This window comes from uncultured Methanobrevibacter sp. (genome assembly GCF_934746965.1).
GTDB lineage: Archaea > Methanobacteriota > Methanobacteria > Methanobacteriales > Methanobacteriaceae > Methanocatella.
On sequence record NZ_CAKVFS010000007.1, the window covers coordinates 18,798 to 37,124 of the forward strand.

At 28.2% G+C, this 18,327-nt stretch carries 19 protein-coding genes; 12 read left to right on the forward strand and 7 right to left on the reverse strand.

Annotated features, from left to right (window positions below; genetic code table 11):
* Positions 1-4: 4 nt before the first annotated feature.
* The 3 genes from Q0984_RS06765 to Q0984_RS06775 form a co-directional block, all read right to left on the reverse strand.
* Complete coding sequence (locus Q0984_RS06765) at positions 5-1,390, reverse strand: glutamate--cysteine ligase (RefSeq protein ID WP_299525499.1); 1,386 nt, start codon at positions 1,388-1,390, stop codon at positions 5-7.
* A gap of 67 nt (positions 1,391-1,457) precedes the next feature.
* Positions 1,458-2,801, reverse strand: coding sequence for a hypothetical protein (locus tag Q0984_RS06770; protein ID WP_299525500.1), 1,344 nt, complete (start codon positions 2,799-2,801; stop codon positions 1,458-1,460).
* Positions 2,795-3,598 (reverse strand): class II glutamine amidotransferase, encoded by an 804-nt coding sequence (locus Q0984_RS06775; protein WP_299525502.1) that lies wholly within the window; start codon positions 3,596-3,598, stop codon positions 2,795-2,797. The genes Q0984_RS06770 and Q0984_RS06775 overlap by 7 nt, the downstream gene beginning before the upstream one ends.
* Positions 3,599-3,978: 380 nt before the next feature.
* Between Q0984_RS06775 and Q0984_RS06780 the strand changes: the two genes are divergently transcribed.
* Positions 3,979-4,560, forward strand: coding sequence for a 30S ribosomal protein S3ae (locus tag Q0984_RS06780; protein WP_299525504.1), 582 nt, complete (start codon positions 3,979-3,981; stop codon positions 4,558-4,560).
* 48 nt (positions 4,561-4,608) lie between these two features.
* Here the strand turns inward: Q0984_RS06780 and Q0984_RS06785 are convergent, their stop codons facing one another.
* Positions 4,609-5,241: a LemA family protein gene (locus tag Q0984_RS06785; RefSeq protein WP_299525506.1), complete on the reverse strand. Its 633-nt coding sequence runs from the start codon at positions 5,239-5,241 to the stop codon at positions 4,609-4,611.
* 94 nt (positions 5,242-5,335) lie between these two features.
* Here Q0984_RS06785 and Q0984_RS06790 point away from each other — a divergent pair, with 94 nt between their 5' ends.
* The 11 genes from Q0984_RS06790 to Q0984_RS06840 all read left to right on the forward strand — a co-directional run bounded on the left by Q0984_RS06790 (position 5,336) and on the right by Q0984_RS06840 (position 15,399).
* On the forward strand, positions 5,336-6,034 hold the full coding sequence (locus Q0984_RS06790) for a TIGR00297 family protein (RefSeq protein WP_299525509.1): 699 nt from the start codon (positions 5,336-5,338) through the stop codon (positions 6,032-6,034).
* Positions 6,035-6,071: 37 nt separating this feature from the next.
* Positions 6,072-6,260, forward strand: coding sequence for a hypothetical protein (locus tag Q0984_RS06795; protein WP_299525512.1), 189 nt, complete (start codon positions 6,072-6,074; stop codon positions 6,258-6,260).
* A 68-nt stretch (positions 6,261-6,328) separates the two neighbouring features.
* The gene (locus tag Q0984_RS06800; protein WP_299525515.1) at positions 6,329-7,567 is read left to right on the forward strand and encodes a 2,3-bisphosphoglycerate-independent phosphoglycerate mutase; all 1,239 of its coding nucleotides are present in this window, start codon (positions 6,329-6,331) and stop codon (positions 7,565-7,567) included.
* A gap of 13 nt (positions 7,568-7,580) precedes the next feature.
* Positions 7,581-8,918, forward strand: a complete 1,338-nt coding sequence (gene glmM / locus Q0984_RS06805) for a phosphoglucosamine mutase (RefSeq protein WP_299525518.1) — start codon at positions 7,581-7,583, stop codon at positions 8,916-8,918.
* 138 nt (positions 8,919-9,056) lie between these two features.
* Positions 9,057-10,343 (forward strand): bifunctional sugar-1-phosphate nucleotidylyltransferase/acetyltransferase, encoded by a 1,287-nt coding sequence (gene glmU / locus Q0984_RS06810; protein WP_299525765.1) that lies wholly within the window; start codon positions 9,057-9,059, stop codon positions 10,341-10,343.
* A gap of 15 nt (positions 10,344-10,358) precedes the next feature.
* Positions 10,359-10,835, forward strand: coding sequence for a gamma carbonic anhydrase family protein (locus Q0984_RS06815; protein WP_299525521.1), 477 nt, complete (start codon positions 10,359-10,361; stop codon positions 10,833-10,835).
* A gap of 9 nt (positions 10,836-10,844) precedes the next feature.
* Complete coding sequence (gene hisC / locus Q0984_RS06820; protein ID WP_299525524.1) at positions 10,845-11,945, forward strand: histidinol-phosphate transaminase; 1,101 nt, start codon at positions 10,845-10,847, stop codon at positions 11,943-11,945.
* Positions 11,945-12,649, forward strand: a complete 705-nt coding sequence (locus Q0984_RS06825; RefSeq protein ID WP_299525527.1) for an anaerobic ribonucleoside-triphosphate reductase activating protein — start codon at positions 11,945-11,947, stop codon at positions 12,647-12,649. Before hisC ends, Q0984_RS06825 begins: the two co-directional genes overlap by 1 nt.
* An 18-nt stretch (positions 12,650-12,667) precedes the next feature.
* On the forward strand, positions 12,668-13,804 hold the full coding sequence (locus Q0984_RS06830; protein WP_299525530.1) for a tetratricopeptide repeat protein: 1,137 nt from the start codon (positions 12,668-12,670) through the stop codon (positions 13,802-13,804).
* A gap of 115 nt (positions 13,805-13,919) precedes the next feature.
* Positions 13,920-14,543, forward strand: a complete 624-nt coding sequence (locus Q0984_RS06835) for a TetR/AcrR family transcriptional regulator (protein WP_299525533.1) — start codon at positions 13,920-13,922, stop codon at positions 14,541-14,543.
* A complete protein-coding gene (locus Q0984_RS06840; protein WP_299525536.1) occupies positions 14,536-15,399 on the forward strand; it encodes a DUF116 domain-containing protein in 864 nt (287 codons plus the stop codon). Before Q0984_RS06835 ends, Q0984_RS06840 begins: the two co-directional genes overlap by 8 nt.
* A 17-nt stretch (positions 15,400-15,416) precedes the next feature.
* Here the strand turns inward: Q0984_RS06840 and glmM (Q0984_RS06845) are convergent, their stop codons facing one another.
* The 3 genes from glmM (Q0984_RS06845) to Q0984_RS06855 are packed head-to-tail and all read right to left on the reverse strand — an operon-like array spanning position 15,417 to position 18,325.
* Complete coding sequence (gene glmM, locus Q0984_RS06845) at positions 15,417-16,796, reverse strand: phosphoglucosamine mutase (protein WP_299525539.1); 1,380 nt, start codon at positions 16,794-16,796, stop codon at positions 15,417-15,419.
* Positions 16,797-16,840: 44 nt separating this feature from the next.
* On the reverse strand, positions 16,841-17,878 hold the full coding sequence (locus tag Q0984_RS06850) for an acyltransferase (protein WP_299525542.1): 1,038 nt from the start codon (positions 17,876-17,878) through the stop codon (positions 16,841-16,843).
* A gap of 51 nt (positions 17,879-17,929) precedes the next feature.
* Positions 17,930-18,325, reverse strand: coding sequence for an OB-fold nucleic acid binding domain-containing protein (locus tag Q0984_RS06855; protein WP_299525545.1), 396 nt, complete (start codon positions 18,323-18,325; stop codon positions 17,930-17,932).
* Between the last annotated feature and the right edge of the window lie 2 nt (positions 18,326-18,327).

The window sequence follows — 18,327 nt, forward strand, 5'->3', positions numbered from 1 at the left end:
CTCCTTATTTTCCAGCTAGTGCTACTGGAGCATATTTTGCAATTAACTCTTTTTGTTTTAATGAGTTTTTGCTTGATTTTTTATTATTTTTAAATAATTTCATTTGACTGTTTATATAACCTTCTTTTTCAATCATTTTCAACAATTTTTTTCCATATGTTAAGTGAGGATTTTCAATTCTTGCTTTCATTTGATTTAAAAGAAAATGTTCATTGATGTTTAATTGATTGAGTACATAATCCATTTCATTAATTAGCTCTAAAGCCCATTTTTTTAAGGTTATTTCATCACCATCCTTAATCAATCTCATATTTTCATCATATGCTCGTTCAGCACTTCGTTCTTCATTTATTATACTTTCTTTTTGCCAATTTACATAATCTGATTCATCTTTAATGAGCATATATAAAATGAATAAATGTAAGAACTTCATATCAATTTTCGGCATACCCCATTTATAAAAAGGGTTTATATCTAAAGTTCTTATTTCAATATACTCAATACCATCCTTTTTTAAAGATTCTAATAAATCTAAAGGATTTTTAGGTTTCAATCGGATTTGTGTATATAATTCTTTTGGTTTTGAAAGTATTCCAGTATTTATGTACTTTTGAACATCATGAGTAAATTCCTCAACTGTTTTGTAAGAGGGATATAAGTGCTTTTTATTTTTATAACCACATGATGCATTTCTAAATGAAGGTCCATTTTTACTATAAAAACTACCTTTGAAGTCTTTTTTATTCATTAGGTGTATACATTCGGGAGAAAATGTCTTATGAGCACCTATTGAACATCCTGTAAGATAAATTATAAGCCACACATGTCTTAAATAATTACGGGCTATTTTTAAATAGACTTCATTTTTAAATTCTTTGTATGTATAGTTTGTTTTTGTTTTTTTGTATAATTTTTTTATTATGTCTTCTTTAAATGAAAAATTGAAATGTACTCCAGAGATCAACTGTTTTTGAACACCATATTTTCTAGCTAATTTTTTTCTATAGTTTTCATTGTCTTTATTTGTTTCATCATACTTTGCAATAGGGATTTTATCGAAGTATGGAAGAATACATGGGAGAGATTGAAACCATAGATATTCATCTTCAGGAAGTGAAATATTTACAAGGTCAGATAGTAATGTAAAAATTTCATAGGCTTCATCAATAGAATCAAAGGTTGGAGTTATGATTTCTATTTGACTTTCTGAAAAATCTGTTGTGATAAAAGGATTACTAGATTTATCTCCAAAAACAGAAGGATGGGGCCTAAGAGACAATTTTCCATCAGAATATGCTCTTAGGCTTTCCCACTCAATACCAAATGAGCCTTTTAACAATTCTTCACTTGTTAAATGTTTGTTAATGTTACTTAAACAAAAGGGATTCATGCTGTACCTCTTAATCTACCATATTCTTTTATAAGTTTTTCTAAATGGATTCCTTTTTTTATTGATTTTAACATATCTTTTCCAGGGTTTGTTTGATTTTTAACCGTTTATATAAAGGTTTTAAGAATTTTTCTTCACCTTTCCCACGTTTTTCAAGACCTTCTTTAGATAAATCAAGAACTTCTTTAGCTAGTTTATAAGCATCATTTTTATTTATAAAGCTTGGTAGGTTTTCTTTAATTAATAATTTACGAAGTTCATTAGCTGTGTAACCTTTATGATAAAGTATATTGTCAGTTTCAATTAATTCATTTAAATTATCAAGATTATGTTTAAGCCCTAAATGAAAAGCAGCTACGCTCATAGAATCTTGAATTGGCTGAGTACACACACTTCTAAATTCAATTGTTCCTCTAAATGTTAAATTAATAAATTTAAATGCTCTTAAATAATTAATGTCATTTAGGGATGGTTTTATTTCAATACTTTCATAATCATGCCCATTATAAAATTCTCCTTTTACGGTTTTTTGTTTAAAGTAATCTTGTAAATTCATTGTTGGGAAATTAATATATTTCCCATTACGCATTATTGAGTAAATATTCAATGATTCAAGATATGTTTCTAATTCTTCAACATTCTTAAAATTAATATCATACATTCCAATGTTGTGGGGATTTACTCCATGGGTACTGTATTCCCATAAAGCATCCCTATAACAAATTATATTATTATTTTCTTCAAGTAAAATCGAATTTGAGAATAATAATGCTTTTATTGGTTCTATTTTAGAAAATACATTAATTGTTTTTACAAGATTGTCATATGAAACATCTAATTGAACTTGTGAAGCACTAGAGAACATTCCATATCCGGGATATTTATGAAAATGCATTTGACAGTTTTTATATTCTGGATAAGAATTTAAATGATGATATAACATTAAATAACGTTCATTTGGTATTGGTATTTCTTTGTTATATTTTCTATATGGATTTATCCCCATTCCAGTTAATGTGTACCCATATTCTTCAAAATTCTCTTTAATGAATTTATAATAAGTGGAAAACCTTTCATTAATAACAAATAAATCTTCATGTTTCCCCATTGCAAATTCAATATTATTGTATGAGCAGTCATAACAAATAATATCTTCACTGGTTTTATTCTTGAGGGAGTATGTATTTCCTTCGTAGTCTATTCCATTTATTTTAAAAGAATTAAATTCTTTTTGGAAATTATCTGTTATCTGGTGGACGATATTAAAATCTACTGCTTTTTTATTAAGATTTAGTATAGGAATTTCAATCTCGATGCCTATGTAATCTTTTTCTCCTTGAAGTGTGGGATTTATAAATTCTTGATATAATTTATTTTTGACCATTCCTGGTGTGATTTTAGAGTTTACCATACTTCCTCACCATCATTTTTTTCAATGGAATCAATAAACTTATTTAAATATTCTAATTGTTCAGGAGTTTCTATATATTCATTGTCGTGTCTTTCACTTTTGTAAAGTATTTCACCATCTTTTAGACAAAATAATATATTTATTGGAAGTTTTGCCCAGTTTTCATTGTTAGATATTGGAGTTGTTGTAAAAAGCAACCCATCATTAGTTTTTAAGTAATATAATGAACCCTCTAAGTTTGAATGGATGTATACTTGATCACCATCACAAATCATTAGGTTTAATTTATTATTCAATGACATGTCTGATAGGATGTTGGTAAGTAGATTAAAACGTTCATATGTATTTAAAGGTTCACCTTTTTTAAGTTCTGCTTCATTCACTTTATCTATAATATAAAGTAAAATTCTTTCAGAGTCAGTATCACCATATTCTTTTGATTTATATTCGTTTAATGGTGGATAATCAAAGATTGTTCCATTATGTATTAATATCCAACTCCTATTATTATCATCTGCCTGAGTAAAAGGATGACAATTTGGAGTTATTAATTCTCCTATTGTAGCTAGTCTGATATGTGCAAAAATATTTTTACCAACAATGGGGTTAGATAAAATATTTTTTAAGTTTTTACTACATTTTGCTTTAATTGGTTCTTTACTTATTTTTGTTCCATTGGGATGCATATTTGCTAATCCCCAACCATGTGGATGTTCATCACAATGTTCATAAAAACATTTAAGACATTCATTTACTTTTGTAGCTTTATTTGAATTAAAACAAAATATTTCACACATTTTTTCAGTCCTCCTACCTATAATTTAAATAACACGAGTTATAATATTAATAACAATTGTTATAAATTTTATAGTATATAAATCTTTACTTATTTGATAAGTTTTATATATCATGAAGAAAAAAAGTAATAATAACCTTTAAGGGCGGGTTTTAATAATTTAAAACTTTATAACAAATTATTCTTTAAAAGAAGTGAGTAGAGCTCACAGTAGTCGATTAACAGATTATAAAATTATAATTAATTATAATCTTATTTTACATTCTGTATAGTGTTAATTTAGCAAATGCAGTATTTAGTGGACTATTTTTAAATTTACTATAGCGATAGCTATATTTTAATGATAATAAAAATTACGGAAAATATTAAAAGGTTGATATAATGGCAAAAGCAAAAACAAGGCGTAGAGTACGTGATACATGGAAAGAAAAATCTTGGTATACTATTAAAACACCAGTTAACTTTGAAGATAAAGAAATTGGAGAAACTCCAGCAAGAGATCCTGATTACCTTATTGGTAGAGGAGTAGAAGTTACTATGAGGGAATTATCTGGAGACTTCTCTAAACAATATATTAAACTCAGATTTGAAATTGATAATGTAGCAGGAGATACTGCAAACACTAAATTTACAGGTCACAAAACTACTACTGATTATGTAAGAAGTATGATTAGAAGAGGAACCAGTAGAATCGATGCTTCTTGTGTTGTTAAAACTAAAGATGATCGTAAACTTAAACTCCATGTACTTGCAGTAACTACAAGAAGAGCTAAATCTTCCCAACAAAAATACATGAGACAAGTTATCAATGATTTATTAACTGAAACTGCAGCTGAAAAATCATTTGATGAATTAATTAAACTTGTAGTAAATGGTAAATTAGCATCTGAAGTTTACCACAATGCTAAAAAAATCTACCCTCTTAAAAGAGTGGAAATTATTAAAAGTAAAGTATTAAATTAAATACTTTTACTTAAATTTTCTTTTTCTAAAAAATAAAAACGGATTTAATTAAAATTGAACTTTGGGTACTATTTTTTCTTCTTCAAGAACTTCAATAAAGTTTGCACTATTAAATCCAAATAATTGAGCAACTATATTGCTTGGAAATTGTTCACAACTGTTATTATAAATTAAAACAAAATTGTTAAATCTTTCTCTGTAAATTGCAATTTTATTTTCAGTGTCAGTTAATTGTCCTTGTAGATTTAAAAAGTTTGCATCTGCTTTTAATTCAGGATATCTTTCAGCAATTGCATATAAATTAGCAATACCTCTAGATAATTGGGCATTAGATTCTTGCATATCAGGAATGCTTTTAGCATTCATTAATGATGATCTAGCTAAACTTATTTGAGCGTATGTATCATTTTCATGTTTTGCATAACCTTTAACAACTTCCACTAAATTTGGAATTAAATCAGTTCTTCTTTTTAATTGAACATCGATTTTACTCCATGAACTTTTAACTTGATTTCTTTTAGTTATTAAATCATTATAAATTGAAATTGTGTAACTACTGATACCTGCAAGGAGAATTAATGTAATTAAAATATAGAAGAAACTACCTTGAAATAGACTACTTAATTCAAAACTTACAAATAAAATAGCTATTATAATAATTATTTTGTATAATGTTCTCATATAATGGAATATGGTTAATATATTATATTAATTATATGGTTAAAATTAGGTATATTTTTATATTATTCATTAGAAATACTATTATGTTGATATTATGGTTGAAAAATTAATAATGATTAATTGGGGTTATGTTTTAATACTATTTTTATTGGGATTTTTAACATACAAAAGAAAATCATTGGATGCTCTAGGTTCAATTGTCATGATTGTAATGGGTATTATCATTATTTTTTCAGCGGGATTTAATTGGTTGTTATTAATTTTAATATTTCTTATTTTAAGCTTGGTAGCTACAAAATTCTCAAAATCTTATAAAAGATCTTTAGGAGAATTTGAAGGTAGGAGAACAACTAAAAATGTTATTTCAAATGGTATTGTAGCAGTTATGATGGCTGCATTTGGCGGTTATTATCTTTCTTTTGTTGGAGGATTTATTGGAGCAATAGCTACTGCAACAGCAGATACTTTAGCTAGTGAAATTGGTGTTTTACATCAACCTAGATTAATCACTACTTTTAAAAAGGTAGAACCTGGAACTGATGGTGCAGTATCTGTTTTAGGAACTGTTGCAGGTATGGTTGGTGCAGCTATTGTTGGTATCTGTGCATTTTTCCTTGGAATTGTTCATGATCCTATTTTAGCTATTATTTTAGCAGTTATTCCTGGAACTTTAGGTTGTTTTATGGATAGTTTTCTTGGAGCTCTTTTTGAAAGAAAAGATTTGTTAACTAATGAACATGTAAATCTTATAGCTACTATTACTGGTGCTTTAATTGGTATTTTGCTTGTTTGATTAATTATTTTAATAAGTTAAAACAGATAGTAAAATCATGTCAATGGCAGAGTTTAATTATGATATTGCTGTTTCAGCAATTATTGCAGTAATTATTGTAGTGTATTATAAACGTAAGTATGGTGATGAGATTTTTAAGGATAAACGTACTTGGGTTAAGATAATTGTACTGTTTTCTGTTGCAAACTTAATTAAAGTTATGATTAAACCGTTAATAGGTTTCTAAACTAATTTTTTAAATAATTTTATAACTATTGAAAAATATATTTAAAAATATTATAATAAGGTGACATTATGAAGGGAATAGTTTTAGTAATGGATGGTATGGGGGATCGTCCACTTAAAGAATTTGATAATCAAACCCCTCTTCAAGCAGCTAACACTCCAAATATGGATGAAATGGCTAAAAATGGTATAACTGGAATTATGGATTCAATAGCTCCAGGTATCATACCAGGTAGTGATACTGCACATTTATCTATTTTAGGTTATGACCCATATGAAGTATACACTGGAAGGGGTCCTTTTGAAGCAGCAGGTGTTGGAGTAGATGTTATTCCTGGAGATATTGCATTTAGATGTAATTTCTCAACAGCTGATGAAAATGGAATAGTTACTGATAGGCGTGCAGGAAGAATCAGAGAGGGAACTCATGAAATCGTTGAAGTGTTAAATACAATGGTTTTGGAAGATTATCCTGACATTAAAATTATTTTTAAAGAATCAACTGGTCACAGAGCAGTTTTAGTATTAAGAGGTGAAGGTCTCTCAGATAAAGTAAGTGATGCTGATCCTAAAGTAGAAGGAAATAAACCTAAGGAAGTTTTAGCTTTAGATGATTCTGATGAAGCTAAAAAAACTGCAGATGTTTTAAATAAATTAGTAGCTAAATCTTATGAAATGATTAAAGATCATCCTGTTAACTTAAAAAGAATAGAAAACAATGAACCTCCAGCAAATATTATTATTCCTCGTGGAGCTGGGGAAGTGCCAGTAGTAGAACCTTTAAATGATAAATATGAAGTTAATTCTGCATGTATCGCTGAAACAGGTCTTATTATGGGTATTGGTAGATTTGCAGGTATGGACATTATTGAAATGGAAGATGTTACTGGTGGAATTGATACTAATTTAGAAAATATTAGAGATACAATCATTGATCAAGTTAAAAATTCTGACCATGATTTCTTTTTAATAAATATTGATGGTGCAGATGAAGCAGGTCATGATGGACAAGCTATTGAGAAACGTGATTTCATTGAAAAAGTTGATAAAGTTGTTATGAGTGAACTTAAAAAACTTGAAGATGTATATATATTTTTAACTGCTGATCATTCAACTCCAATTTCTGTTTTGAATCACTCTGGAGATCCAGTTCCAGTTATTATAACTGGTCCTGAAGTAAGAGTTGATGATGTATGTGAATATTCTGAAGTAGCTGTTGCAAAAGGTGGTCTTTGCAGAATTAGAGGATCAGATGTTATGAACATTATGATGGATTTAATGAATTATGCTCATAAATTCGGAGCTTAAATGAGTTGGTTTAATGGTTGCTAAGAAACTTTTTGGAACTTCTGGAATTAGAGGAAAAATAAATTCTGAAGTTACTTGTGAACTTGCATTAAATGTTGGTAAATCTTTAGCTTATTATTTAGGTAATGATGGAACTGTAGTTTTAGGTTATGATACTAGAACTACTAATGTAATGCTTGATCAAGCTATTTGTGCAGGTTTGCTTGAAAGTGGGATTGATGTAATTAAAATAGGTATGGTTCCAACTCCTTTAGTAGGTTATGCAACTAACAAGTTAGGGGCGGATGCAGGAATAATGTTAACTGCATCTCATAATCCGTCACAATATAATGGTATTAAAATTTGGAATGCAAATGGTATGGCATATACTTCAGTTCAAGAAAGTGAAATTGAAGAAATTTATGCAAATAAGGATTATATTTCAGTAACTTGGGATAAAGTAGGTACTTTAAAAGTTAATGAAGAAATTAAAGGAAAATATATTGATGATTTAGTTAAAATGGTTGATATTAAACCAGGATTAAAAGTTGTAATCGACTGTGCTTCTGGTGCTGGAAGTGAAATTTCTCCGTTAGTTTTTAGAAAAGCAGGATGTGAAGTAACAACACTTAATTCTCAGCCTGACGGATTTTTCCCAGGAAGAAATCCTGAACCAAATGCTGAAAATTTACAAAATTTGATGAAAACTGTTGTATCTATTGGAGCAGATTTGGGAATTGCTCATGATGGTGATGCTGATCGTATGATTACCATTGATGAAAATGGTAATATTTCCCCATTTGATTCTTTACTTGCATTAATTTCTAAAGAATTTGATGGAGATATAGTTACTACTGTAGATGCAGGTTTATGTATGGATGAATCAGTAAATGGTAGAGTTTTAAGAACTAAAGTTGGAGATGTTAACGTAGCTGAAGTTATTATTGAAGAATCTGCTGCATTTGGTGGGGAACCTTCTGGAACATGGTTACATCCTGATTTTTGCATGTGTCCTGATGGCATACTTTCAGGTTTAAGAATGGCAGAAATTGTATCAAATAAAGGTAAATTATCTAAATTACTTGCAGATATTCCATCTTATCCAAATATACGTGAAAAAATAACTTGTTCTAAAGAAGCTAAATTTGCAGTTATGGAAAATATGGAAGAATTGTTAAAAGATAACTTTGATGATATTAAAGAGGTTAATTCAATTGATGGGGTTAGATTAACCTTTGAAGATGATAGTTGGGTTTTAGTAAGACCTTCTGGAACTGAAGATTATATTAGAATAACTTTAGAATCTAAAGATGAGTCAAGAGCTCATTCTATTAAAGAAACTTGTGTTAAAATTATAAAAGAAAATATTTAATTTCTTTCCATGTGGATACTTCTACATGTTTTTTTTAAATCTTTTTTTTTAGACAGATTTCATCATCAATTAAAAAAATTAATTAATAAGTATAAACTTAACATAGTATAATAGTTTAAATTAATAATTTAAGGGGTAATAAAATTGAAAGCTATAATTTTAAGTGCTGGTGAAGGTTCTAGGATGAGACCATTAACCCTTACAAAACCTAAAACAATGTTGCCAGTAGCAGGTAAACCAATTATTCAGTATAATATTGAGTCTTTAAGAGATAATGGTATAAAAGATATATTGCTTATTGTACGTTATAAAGAAGACATGGTTAGAAATTACTTTGGTGATGGAAGTGAATTTGGAGTTAATATCTCTTATAAAACTCAAAAAGACTTTTTAGGAACAGCTAATGCTATTTCATATGGTGAAGATTTTATTGATGATAGTTTAATAGTTTTAAATGGCGATATTATTCTTGATGATGAAATTATTCATGAAATAATTAAAAAATATAATTATTTAACACCAGATACATTAATGCTTTTAACTGAAGTGGAGGATCCTTCTGCATTTGGTGTTGTTGAAATAGAAAATGGAAATATTAAAAGCATTGTAGAGAAACCAAAACGTGAAGAAGCACCAAGTAATCTTGTTAATGCAGGGATTTACATATTTAATAAAGATATATTTGATAAAATTAATAAAACAGAAATCTCTGAAAGAGGAGAATATGAGATTACAGATTCAGTAACTTTACAAATCCGGGAAGGTAAATCTGTTATTGGACATAAAACATCTAAAGATTGGATTGATGTAGGTAGGCCATGGGAATTAATTGAAGTAAATGAAGAATTAATTGGCAAACTCAAAACAGAAATTAAAGGAACAATTGAAGAGGGTGCATTTATTCATGGTGAAGTATTTTTAGATGAAGGCAGTGTTATTAAAGCAGGAGTATATATTGAAGGAAATGTATATATTGGTAAAAACTGTGACATAGGACCTAATTCTTATATTCGTGGAAATACTTACTTTGGTGACAATGTTCATGTAGGTAACGCTGTTGAAATTAAAAATTCAATTATCATGGAAAATACAAATGTCAGTCACTTAAGTTATGTTGGGGATTCTGTTATAGGTTCTAACTGTAATATTGCAGCTGGAACAAATATAGCTAATTTACGTTTTGATAATGCAACTATTAAAACTAAAATTAAAAATCAAAAAATTGATAGTGGAAGGCGTAAATTAGGAGCTATCATTGGTGATTCTGTTAAAACAGGTATTAATTCAAGTTTCTCTCCTGGTGTAAAAGTAGGTCATAATTCTACTATTGGATCAGGGGTATTATTATATGAGGATTTACCTTCAGATACAAGAGTATTAGAAAAACAAACTCATATTATTCAAAAGAAAAAGAAAAAAAATTAATTAAATGGTGATATTATGGAAAATAAAAAAGACTCTGTTGTAATATGTCCAGGTGCACAAGTATTCGGTGATGTTGAATTAGGTGAAGATGTATCAATTTGGCATGGTGCAGTACTTAGGGGAGATGTAGATTCTATTAAAATAGGTAATAATTCTAATGTGCAAGATAATTGCGTGTTGCATTGTAGTAAGGATTTTCCAATAACAATTGGAGATAATGTATCTATAGGTCATGGAGCTGTAGTTCATGGTTGTACTTTAGAAGACAATGTTTTAATTGGAATGAATGCAACTGTGTTAAATGGAGCACATATTGGTAAAAATTCTATTGTAGGTGCAGGAGCTGTTGTAAGTGAAGGTAAAGAATTCCCTGAAGGCAGTTTAATTTTAGGAGTTCCAGGTAAATTAATAAAAGAAGTTTCTCCTGAACAAATTCAACATATTCAAGAAAACGCTGATAATTATAAAGAACTTTCAAAACAATATAAATAAGGTTAAACAATGAAACCAAGGATGATAGTTAGTGAAATGGATTCTTATGTTCCAGGTAAATCTCAAGATGAGATAGCTAGTGAATTTAATTTAAATAAAGAAGACATCATTAAATTAGGATCTAATGAAAATCCATTTGGCCCTTCTCCTAAAGCTATTGAGGCTATTGAAAAAGAATGTAAAAATATAAATAGATATCCTGAATCTGTTTTAAATGAGCTTCAACAAGAATTAGCTAATTACTCTGGGGTTAAACAATCTCAAGTTATTGTTGGTGGGGATGGTGCTGATGAAATAATTGATGTTTTAGCGAAAACATTTATTGATGAAGGTGATGAGTTTATTGTACCTCTTCCTTCTTACATGTATTATGAATACTTATTGCAACAGTACGGTGCCCGTCCAGTTTATGCTAAATGGAATTTAGATGAAAATAAATTAGACATTGATTCTATTGTAGATGCTATAAATAGTAAAACAAAAATGATTTTTTTATGCACTCCAAATAATCCTTCAGGTACTTTAATTGACAAAGAAGATATTAAAAGAATTGCAAGTCAAAATCCAGATATTTTAATTATTGTGGATGAAGCTTACTTTGAGTATGCTGAAATTACTAATAAGGATTTAATCAATGAATTTAATAATATTTTTATTATCAGAACAATGTCTAAAGTAATGGGGCTTGCTGGAATGAGAGTGGGTTATGGTTTAGCTTGTGAAGAAATAATTGAATACATGCATAGGATTAAACCGGTATTTTCATTAACAAGGTTATCTTATGTGGCTGCTCTTAATACTTTAAGAGATGAAGACTATATAAAATCATCTATTAAAAAAGGAATTGAAAGCAGGCAATATCTTTATAATGAATTATCAAAAATAGATTCATTAAATGTTTTTCCATCTAAATCTAATTTCATGTTAATTGGTATAAAAGATACTGGATTTACAGCATCTGAATTAGCGTTGGAACTCATGAAACACGGAGTTATTGTAAGAGACTGCACTTCATTTAAAGGTTTGGATGAATTTTGGATTAGAATAAGTATCTGTACTTTAGAAGAGGATGAAAAATTTATTAATATTATGAAAGAGGTATTATCTTAATGTACGTGGGAGGAACTGTGATTTCTTCTGTTGAATTTCATGGAAACATGTCATTAGTTATTTTCATGTCAAAATGTCCTTTAGCTTGTCGTTATTGTCATAATGTGGAACTTTTGGAAGATAATACTCAACAAACTTTTGAAGAAATTAAACAAGAAATAGATTCATCTGCAGATTTTATTGATGCTGTTGTAATTTCAGGTGGTGAACCATTAGTTCAATATGATGCTGTTATTGAAATATTGAAGTATGTTCGGAAAGTAGGACTTAAAACTAAATTGGATACTAGTGGGATTTATCCTGATAAACTTGAGGAAATTTTGAAACTTAATCTTTTGGATTTTATATCTTTAGATATTAAAGCTCCATTTGAGAAATATAAGAAAGTTACAGGAGCTAATATAGGTTCTCAAGTTCATAAATCTATGAATTTAATAAATAAATATGGGGTTCATTTAGAGACTAGAACAACTTATGTTCCAACTTTACATACTAAAAAAGATATTTTTAATTTGGTAATGGACATTGAGTCTGAAGTTTACACTATTCAACAATTTAGGAATAAGGATGTTTTAGATCCTAAATTAGAAAAAGTTGAAGTTCCTAATCCTCATGAATTGAGGAAATTAGCTGAAATGATTAAACCTTATTTTGATGGTGTTGTAAAAGTTAAATCTGCAGAATTTGGAGAAGAAATAATTTAAATAACGAGGAGGAGAAAAATGCCAATCTTATCATTTTCAAGTCAAGATATTGATATAATCACTGGAAAAAAGACTATGACTATACGTAAGCTTTGGAAAACTCCTCTTAAAAAAGGTGACAGGCTTTATTGCTATTGGAATTTAGTATCTAAAGAAAAAAAGAAAATTTTTGAAGCTAAAGTTGTAGATGTACAAACTATTCCTTATTTGGATTTGAAGGATAATGATGATTTAGCTCGTAAAGAAGGATTTAAAGATGCTAAAGAAATGGTAAAAGATTTTAAAAAGATGTATGCTGGACAAATTGATGATTCTGAGCAATTTCAAATTATTTACTTTGAAAAATTGGATGTTGATGAGTGGAAAGGGGATAAAATTGATGAAAAAGCTATGATAACACAAAGAGCAGATATTCTTTTTGATAGTGGAAAATTTGATAAATCTACAATGTGTTATGATGCTGCATTAAAAATAGATCCTGGAGATGTTTATTTATTGAATAAACAGGGGGATAATCTTTCAAGATTAGGTAGGTTTACTCAAGCAATCTATTGTTATGATAAAGCTTTGGAAATTGAGCCTCATAATGAATATATTTTAAATAATAAAGCAATAGCTTTACTTAACTCTGGAAAATTAAATGAAGCATTAGATGTTAGTAATATTGCTCTTGCTGTGAATCCAAATAGTTCTATTGTTTTATATTGGAGAGGATTTATTTTAGAAGTTTTAGGTAAATTTGATGAAGCATTGGATGTTTATGATCATTTGATTTTGATAGATAGTGAAAATCCTGAAGTGTGGAACTCAAGAGGAAATTTATTGTCAGATATGGGTAAATTGGATGAGGCTATTGAATCTTTTGATAAAGCTTTAGAAGTTTGCCTTGATGATTCTGAATTGGATGCAGGTTCTATTAATCGTATGGGTAATGCTTATATTGATTTGGGAAAATTAGATGAAGCATTAGAATGTTTTAATACTGCTATTTCTTTAGAAAAAAATAATATTGATTTTTTATTGAATAAAGGAGTAGTTTTAATGGAATTAGGAAAATTTGAAGAAGCTGTGGAAAGTTTCAATAAGGTTTTACTTAAATCTCCTGATAATGAAGATGCATTTTTCTTAAAAGAAGAATGTTTGGAAAATTTATAATCTTTGTATCTGAATAGTTAATTCCTATTTTTTTTATTATTTTAACTAACAACTGTTAGTTTTATATATTATTAAAACAATAGTATAACTAACGACTGTTAGTTTATGTGGTATTATGAAAACATCAACAAAAGAGAAAATATTTGATGCAGCATTAGATTTATTTTCTAAAAAAGGTTATGATTCTGTATCTATTAGAGCAATAGCTTTTGAAGTAGGAATCAAAGAAAGTTCAATTTATAATCATTATTCAAGTAAAAAAGAAATATTAATGTCTATTTTAAAGTATTTTGAAGAGTATTTTGAAAGTAGTCCACTAGATAATAATCAGGCTAAATCTTTCTTGGAAAAAAATCCTGAAATGTTTTATCATCAAGGTTCAGAAATGTTTAAACAACAATTATTCCATGGTAAAGTCTTGAAAATTTTAAAATTAATATTTGTTCAAATGTATCAAATTGAAGAAGTTAAGGAATTTTTCTTAGAAACTATTTTAGAGAATTCTATTGGTTTTTGGAGTAATATTTTTGAAATTTTAATAAAAAAACAGGTAATTAAACAAGATTGTAATCCTAGCAAATTAGCTAATATGTATTTTGGATTTTCCATGTTTAAGTTATGGGAAATATTTTTAAAGTATGAAGAATTTCCTAAAGAGGAAATTGAAAGTATGTTTGATGAAGTTGAAGAGTATCATAGTTTCTTATTAGATAGTGTGAGGATTGATAAAAATGATTGAATCAGATTCTCCATATTATGTTAATGATGAATATTATGTAGATGTTAAACATTTAACTGACGATTTTTTAGATTTTGCTCACTCTTATTTTGATGATAATGAAATTATTCTTGAAGGTTTGATTGTTAGTGTTTATTGGAATCTTTGCTGTGATAAATTTTCATCTCTAAAAGAAATAATTGATTATCTGGAATATGTTGGAGATTTTAATGATCAACTTCCTTATTTAAGAAAATGGGAAAGCATTGATTTTTCTAAATATTTAATTTTGGGGGACTGGTTTTGTGAAAATGCATCAAAATATTTATCAACATATACATTAGAATTAGACAATTATTTAGAAAAATATGAAGATAAGCCTAAATCAAATAAAGAGAAAATATTTTTTAATAGTCCTAAAGAATTATATTATTTAAACATGCTTTCTTCTGAAATAATGGGTAGAATTTCCAGAAGTGATTATGAATCTAGAAAAAGAAAAGCAATAATACTTCCAACATGTATGAAAATAAATCAAAAAACTTGCCGGGCTGTTGAAAAAAGACTTGGGGAAGTATGTATCCAGTGTAATGATAAATGTGAAATAGCTAAAATTAATAAAGAATATGATTGTGAAGTATATTTGGTTTCACATAAATCTTCAGCATTTCAAAATGCATCTGCTGAAGATAAAGATGAATTAGCTATTATTGGTGTTGCATGTCCTTTAAATTTAATCTCTGGAGGATGGAAAGCACTAACAGTGGGCATGCCTCCTCAATGTGTATTACTTGAAAAAGTAGCATGTGCAAGACATTGGTTAAATGAGGATACTCCCTCATCAATTAGTAAAAATAGGTTAAAAGAAGTATTTTAGGTGTAAATTAATACTTCTTAATTTTTATATTTTTTAATTAAACTTAAACCCCATTGGGTCATTTCATCTGCTTTTTCTTGTGAATCAGATTCTGCAAAGCATCTAAAAATTGGTTCTGTACCTGAGGGTCTTATGATTACCCATCCATCTTCTTTTAAAATTTTAACTCCGTCGGTAGTATCAAGATCAAAATCTGTAGTGGTTTTTATTTCATTAGCTATGTTGTTCATAACTTCTTCTTTTAACTCATCAGCACATTCAATTTTTGTTTTTGTTGCATAGTAAACTGGAAGTTCTTCAACTAATTTTGAAAGTGGTTTTTTCTCTTTAGCTATTGTTTCAAGTATTTTAGCTACAGTCATAACTGCATCTCTTCCATAAACAAAGTCTGGAAATATTAATCCGCCATTTTCTTCTCCACCAAATAACCCATCCTCATCTTTCAATTTACGTGCTACAAGTAAATCTCCAACTGCAGTAGCTATTACATTTCCATTATACTCTTCAGCAATATCATAAATAGCTTGTGAAGTTGCAACAGTTGTGACTATGGTACCACCATTATTTTCTTTAAGCATCTGTTTTTCAACAAGTGAAAATGTTTTATCTCCAAGAACAAAGTTTCCTTTTTCGTCAATACAAATAGTTCTGTCTGCATCTCCATCATGAGCAAGACCAATATCTGCATTAAGTTCTTTTACAACACTAATTAATTCTTGTAAGTTCTCTTCAATTGGTTCAGGGTCACGTCCTGGGAAAAATCCATCAGCTTGGCAATTAAGAGTAGTTACATCACAACCTAATTTTCTAATTAAATATGGTGCAGTGTAGGATCCTGCTCCAGAACCACAATCAACAACAACTTTTAAGTTAGCTTTTTTAATAGCTTCAACATCTACTTTACTGATTGCTTCTTCGATGTATTCATCAATAATTTTATCGTTGTGATATAATTCTCCAATTTCACTCCAATGTGCTCTTTTTGGTTCTTCATCAAAATATAACTTTTCAATTTCTAATTCCATGTCATCAGGAATTCCAATACCTAATTCATCTAAAAATTTAATTCCATTATATTTTGGAGGGTTATGTGAAGCAGTAATCATTACTCCACCATCATAATATTTACGAACACCATATTGAACTCCTGGTGTAGGTAATATTCCTAAATCTACAACATCACAACCTGAAGATAAAAGTCCAGCTTTTACAGCTTCCATTAACATAGGACTACTTGTTCTTGTATCTCCACCAACAGCTACAGTTCCTTGAACTACTGATCCGTAACATGCTGCAAGTCTTGATGCAAATTCTGGAGTTAAAACTTCATTAGCTACTCTTCTAACTCCAAAAGTCCCGAATAATCTTTTTTTATCTGACATTATTAATTGCCTCATAATTTTTTATATTACATTTATTTTTATTTTCAACAAATAAAAAGTTAATGATATCCAGATATTTCTTTTAAATAAGGTATTTTACTTAAAATAACTGTTAAAATCCAACTAATTAAGAATAATCCTAAAGTTATACCAATATAATATATAAGAATTTGAGTGCCACTTCCAGGTAATTTTGTCCACCATGATTTAATAAACATGAATAATACTACATGAATCAAATACATTCCATAACTGGCTTTACTTATAGACAATACAAATTTTTTAATTATTTTTTTGGTAGTTATTTTCTTAAGTTCCATACTTCTAAAAATTAAAAATATTGAACTGCATAATCCTATTTCTAAGAAACTTATATCTAAATTTGATTTTAAGAATAATGCATCATTTATATAATCCAGTATAGCTAGATTATCATATTTAACTTTTATAACTAAACAAATAATAAGTAAAATTAAGGATAATATTATTGTTTTGTTTGGAGATTTGATGTTTACATTAGCTAAATAATAACCAAGTACTAGATAACCAATTCCCCCTATAAAGAAACGTAAATCAAGAAAAGAGCTTATATTAAAGTATCTGCATCCAAAATAAAATATTGAAGATAATATAAATAGAATTACAAAGTATTTGACATCATTTAAATTTCTGGAATTAATAAAATCATTTATAAATGGGAGTGCTAAATAAACACCAACAATTAGATAAAAATACCACATGTAAGTGTCAAAAAAGTGTTTTGCAATATCATAAAATAAATTACTGTACATTTGATGTATGTATAAAATGGATACTATGTAAATTGCAATCCAGAATAAAAAAGGAATTGTAACTCTTGGAAACCTTTTTTTGTAAAAATCTTTTATAGAATATTGTTTTTTCTTTAAAAGAAGAGCTCCACTTATCATTAAAAATATAGGCACTCCAGATTTACCTAATTTTGCACAAATATCTACAATACTTACTCCTAAGACTTCTGGTTTATACCATAGCATACTAATGTGAAATGCTATTATTCCAAGTATTGCAAAAAATCGTAAGTTGTCTAAATACTCAATTCTGTTTTTCACATTCATATTTTCACCAGTTATCTTAATTTTAGTTTCAAATAATATTAAAGACTTGTGTTAAATTATTCTCAGACTGTTTTCATCTGATAAAATAAGTTCTAATTGAGAATTATATTCTGTAATTTTTCCAACAACATTAACTTTTTTACCTTTATAATTTTCAATATTTATTCCATTATCTTCTAAATTAGCTAATTGACTTTCAAATAGTATTAAGGACATCTGTCCAGTTCCATCATTGATAGTTAAAAAATAGCTACTTTTACTTTGTGATGATTGTACATCTTCAACAACACACTCAATACTAACTTCTTCATCTATCATTCCACGAGTTATGTCTTTGATTTCTACTTTTTTAACTTCAATTGATGGTGTAAATATAATTAATCCTATTAATCCAATCAGTGAAGTTATTAAAGCTATTTTTAATAATTTTTCATCTGTAATTTCCATGT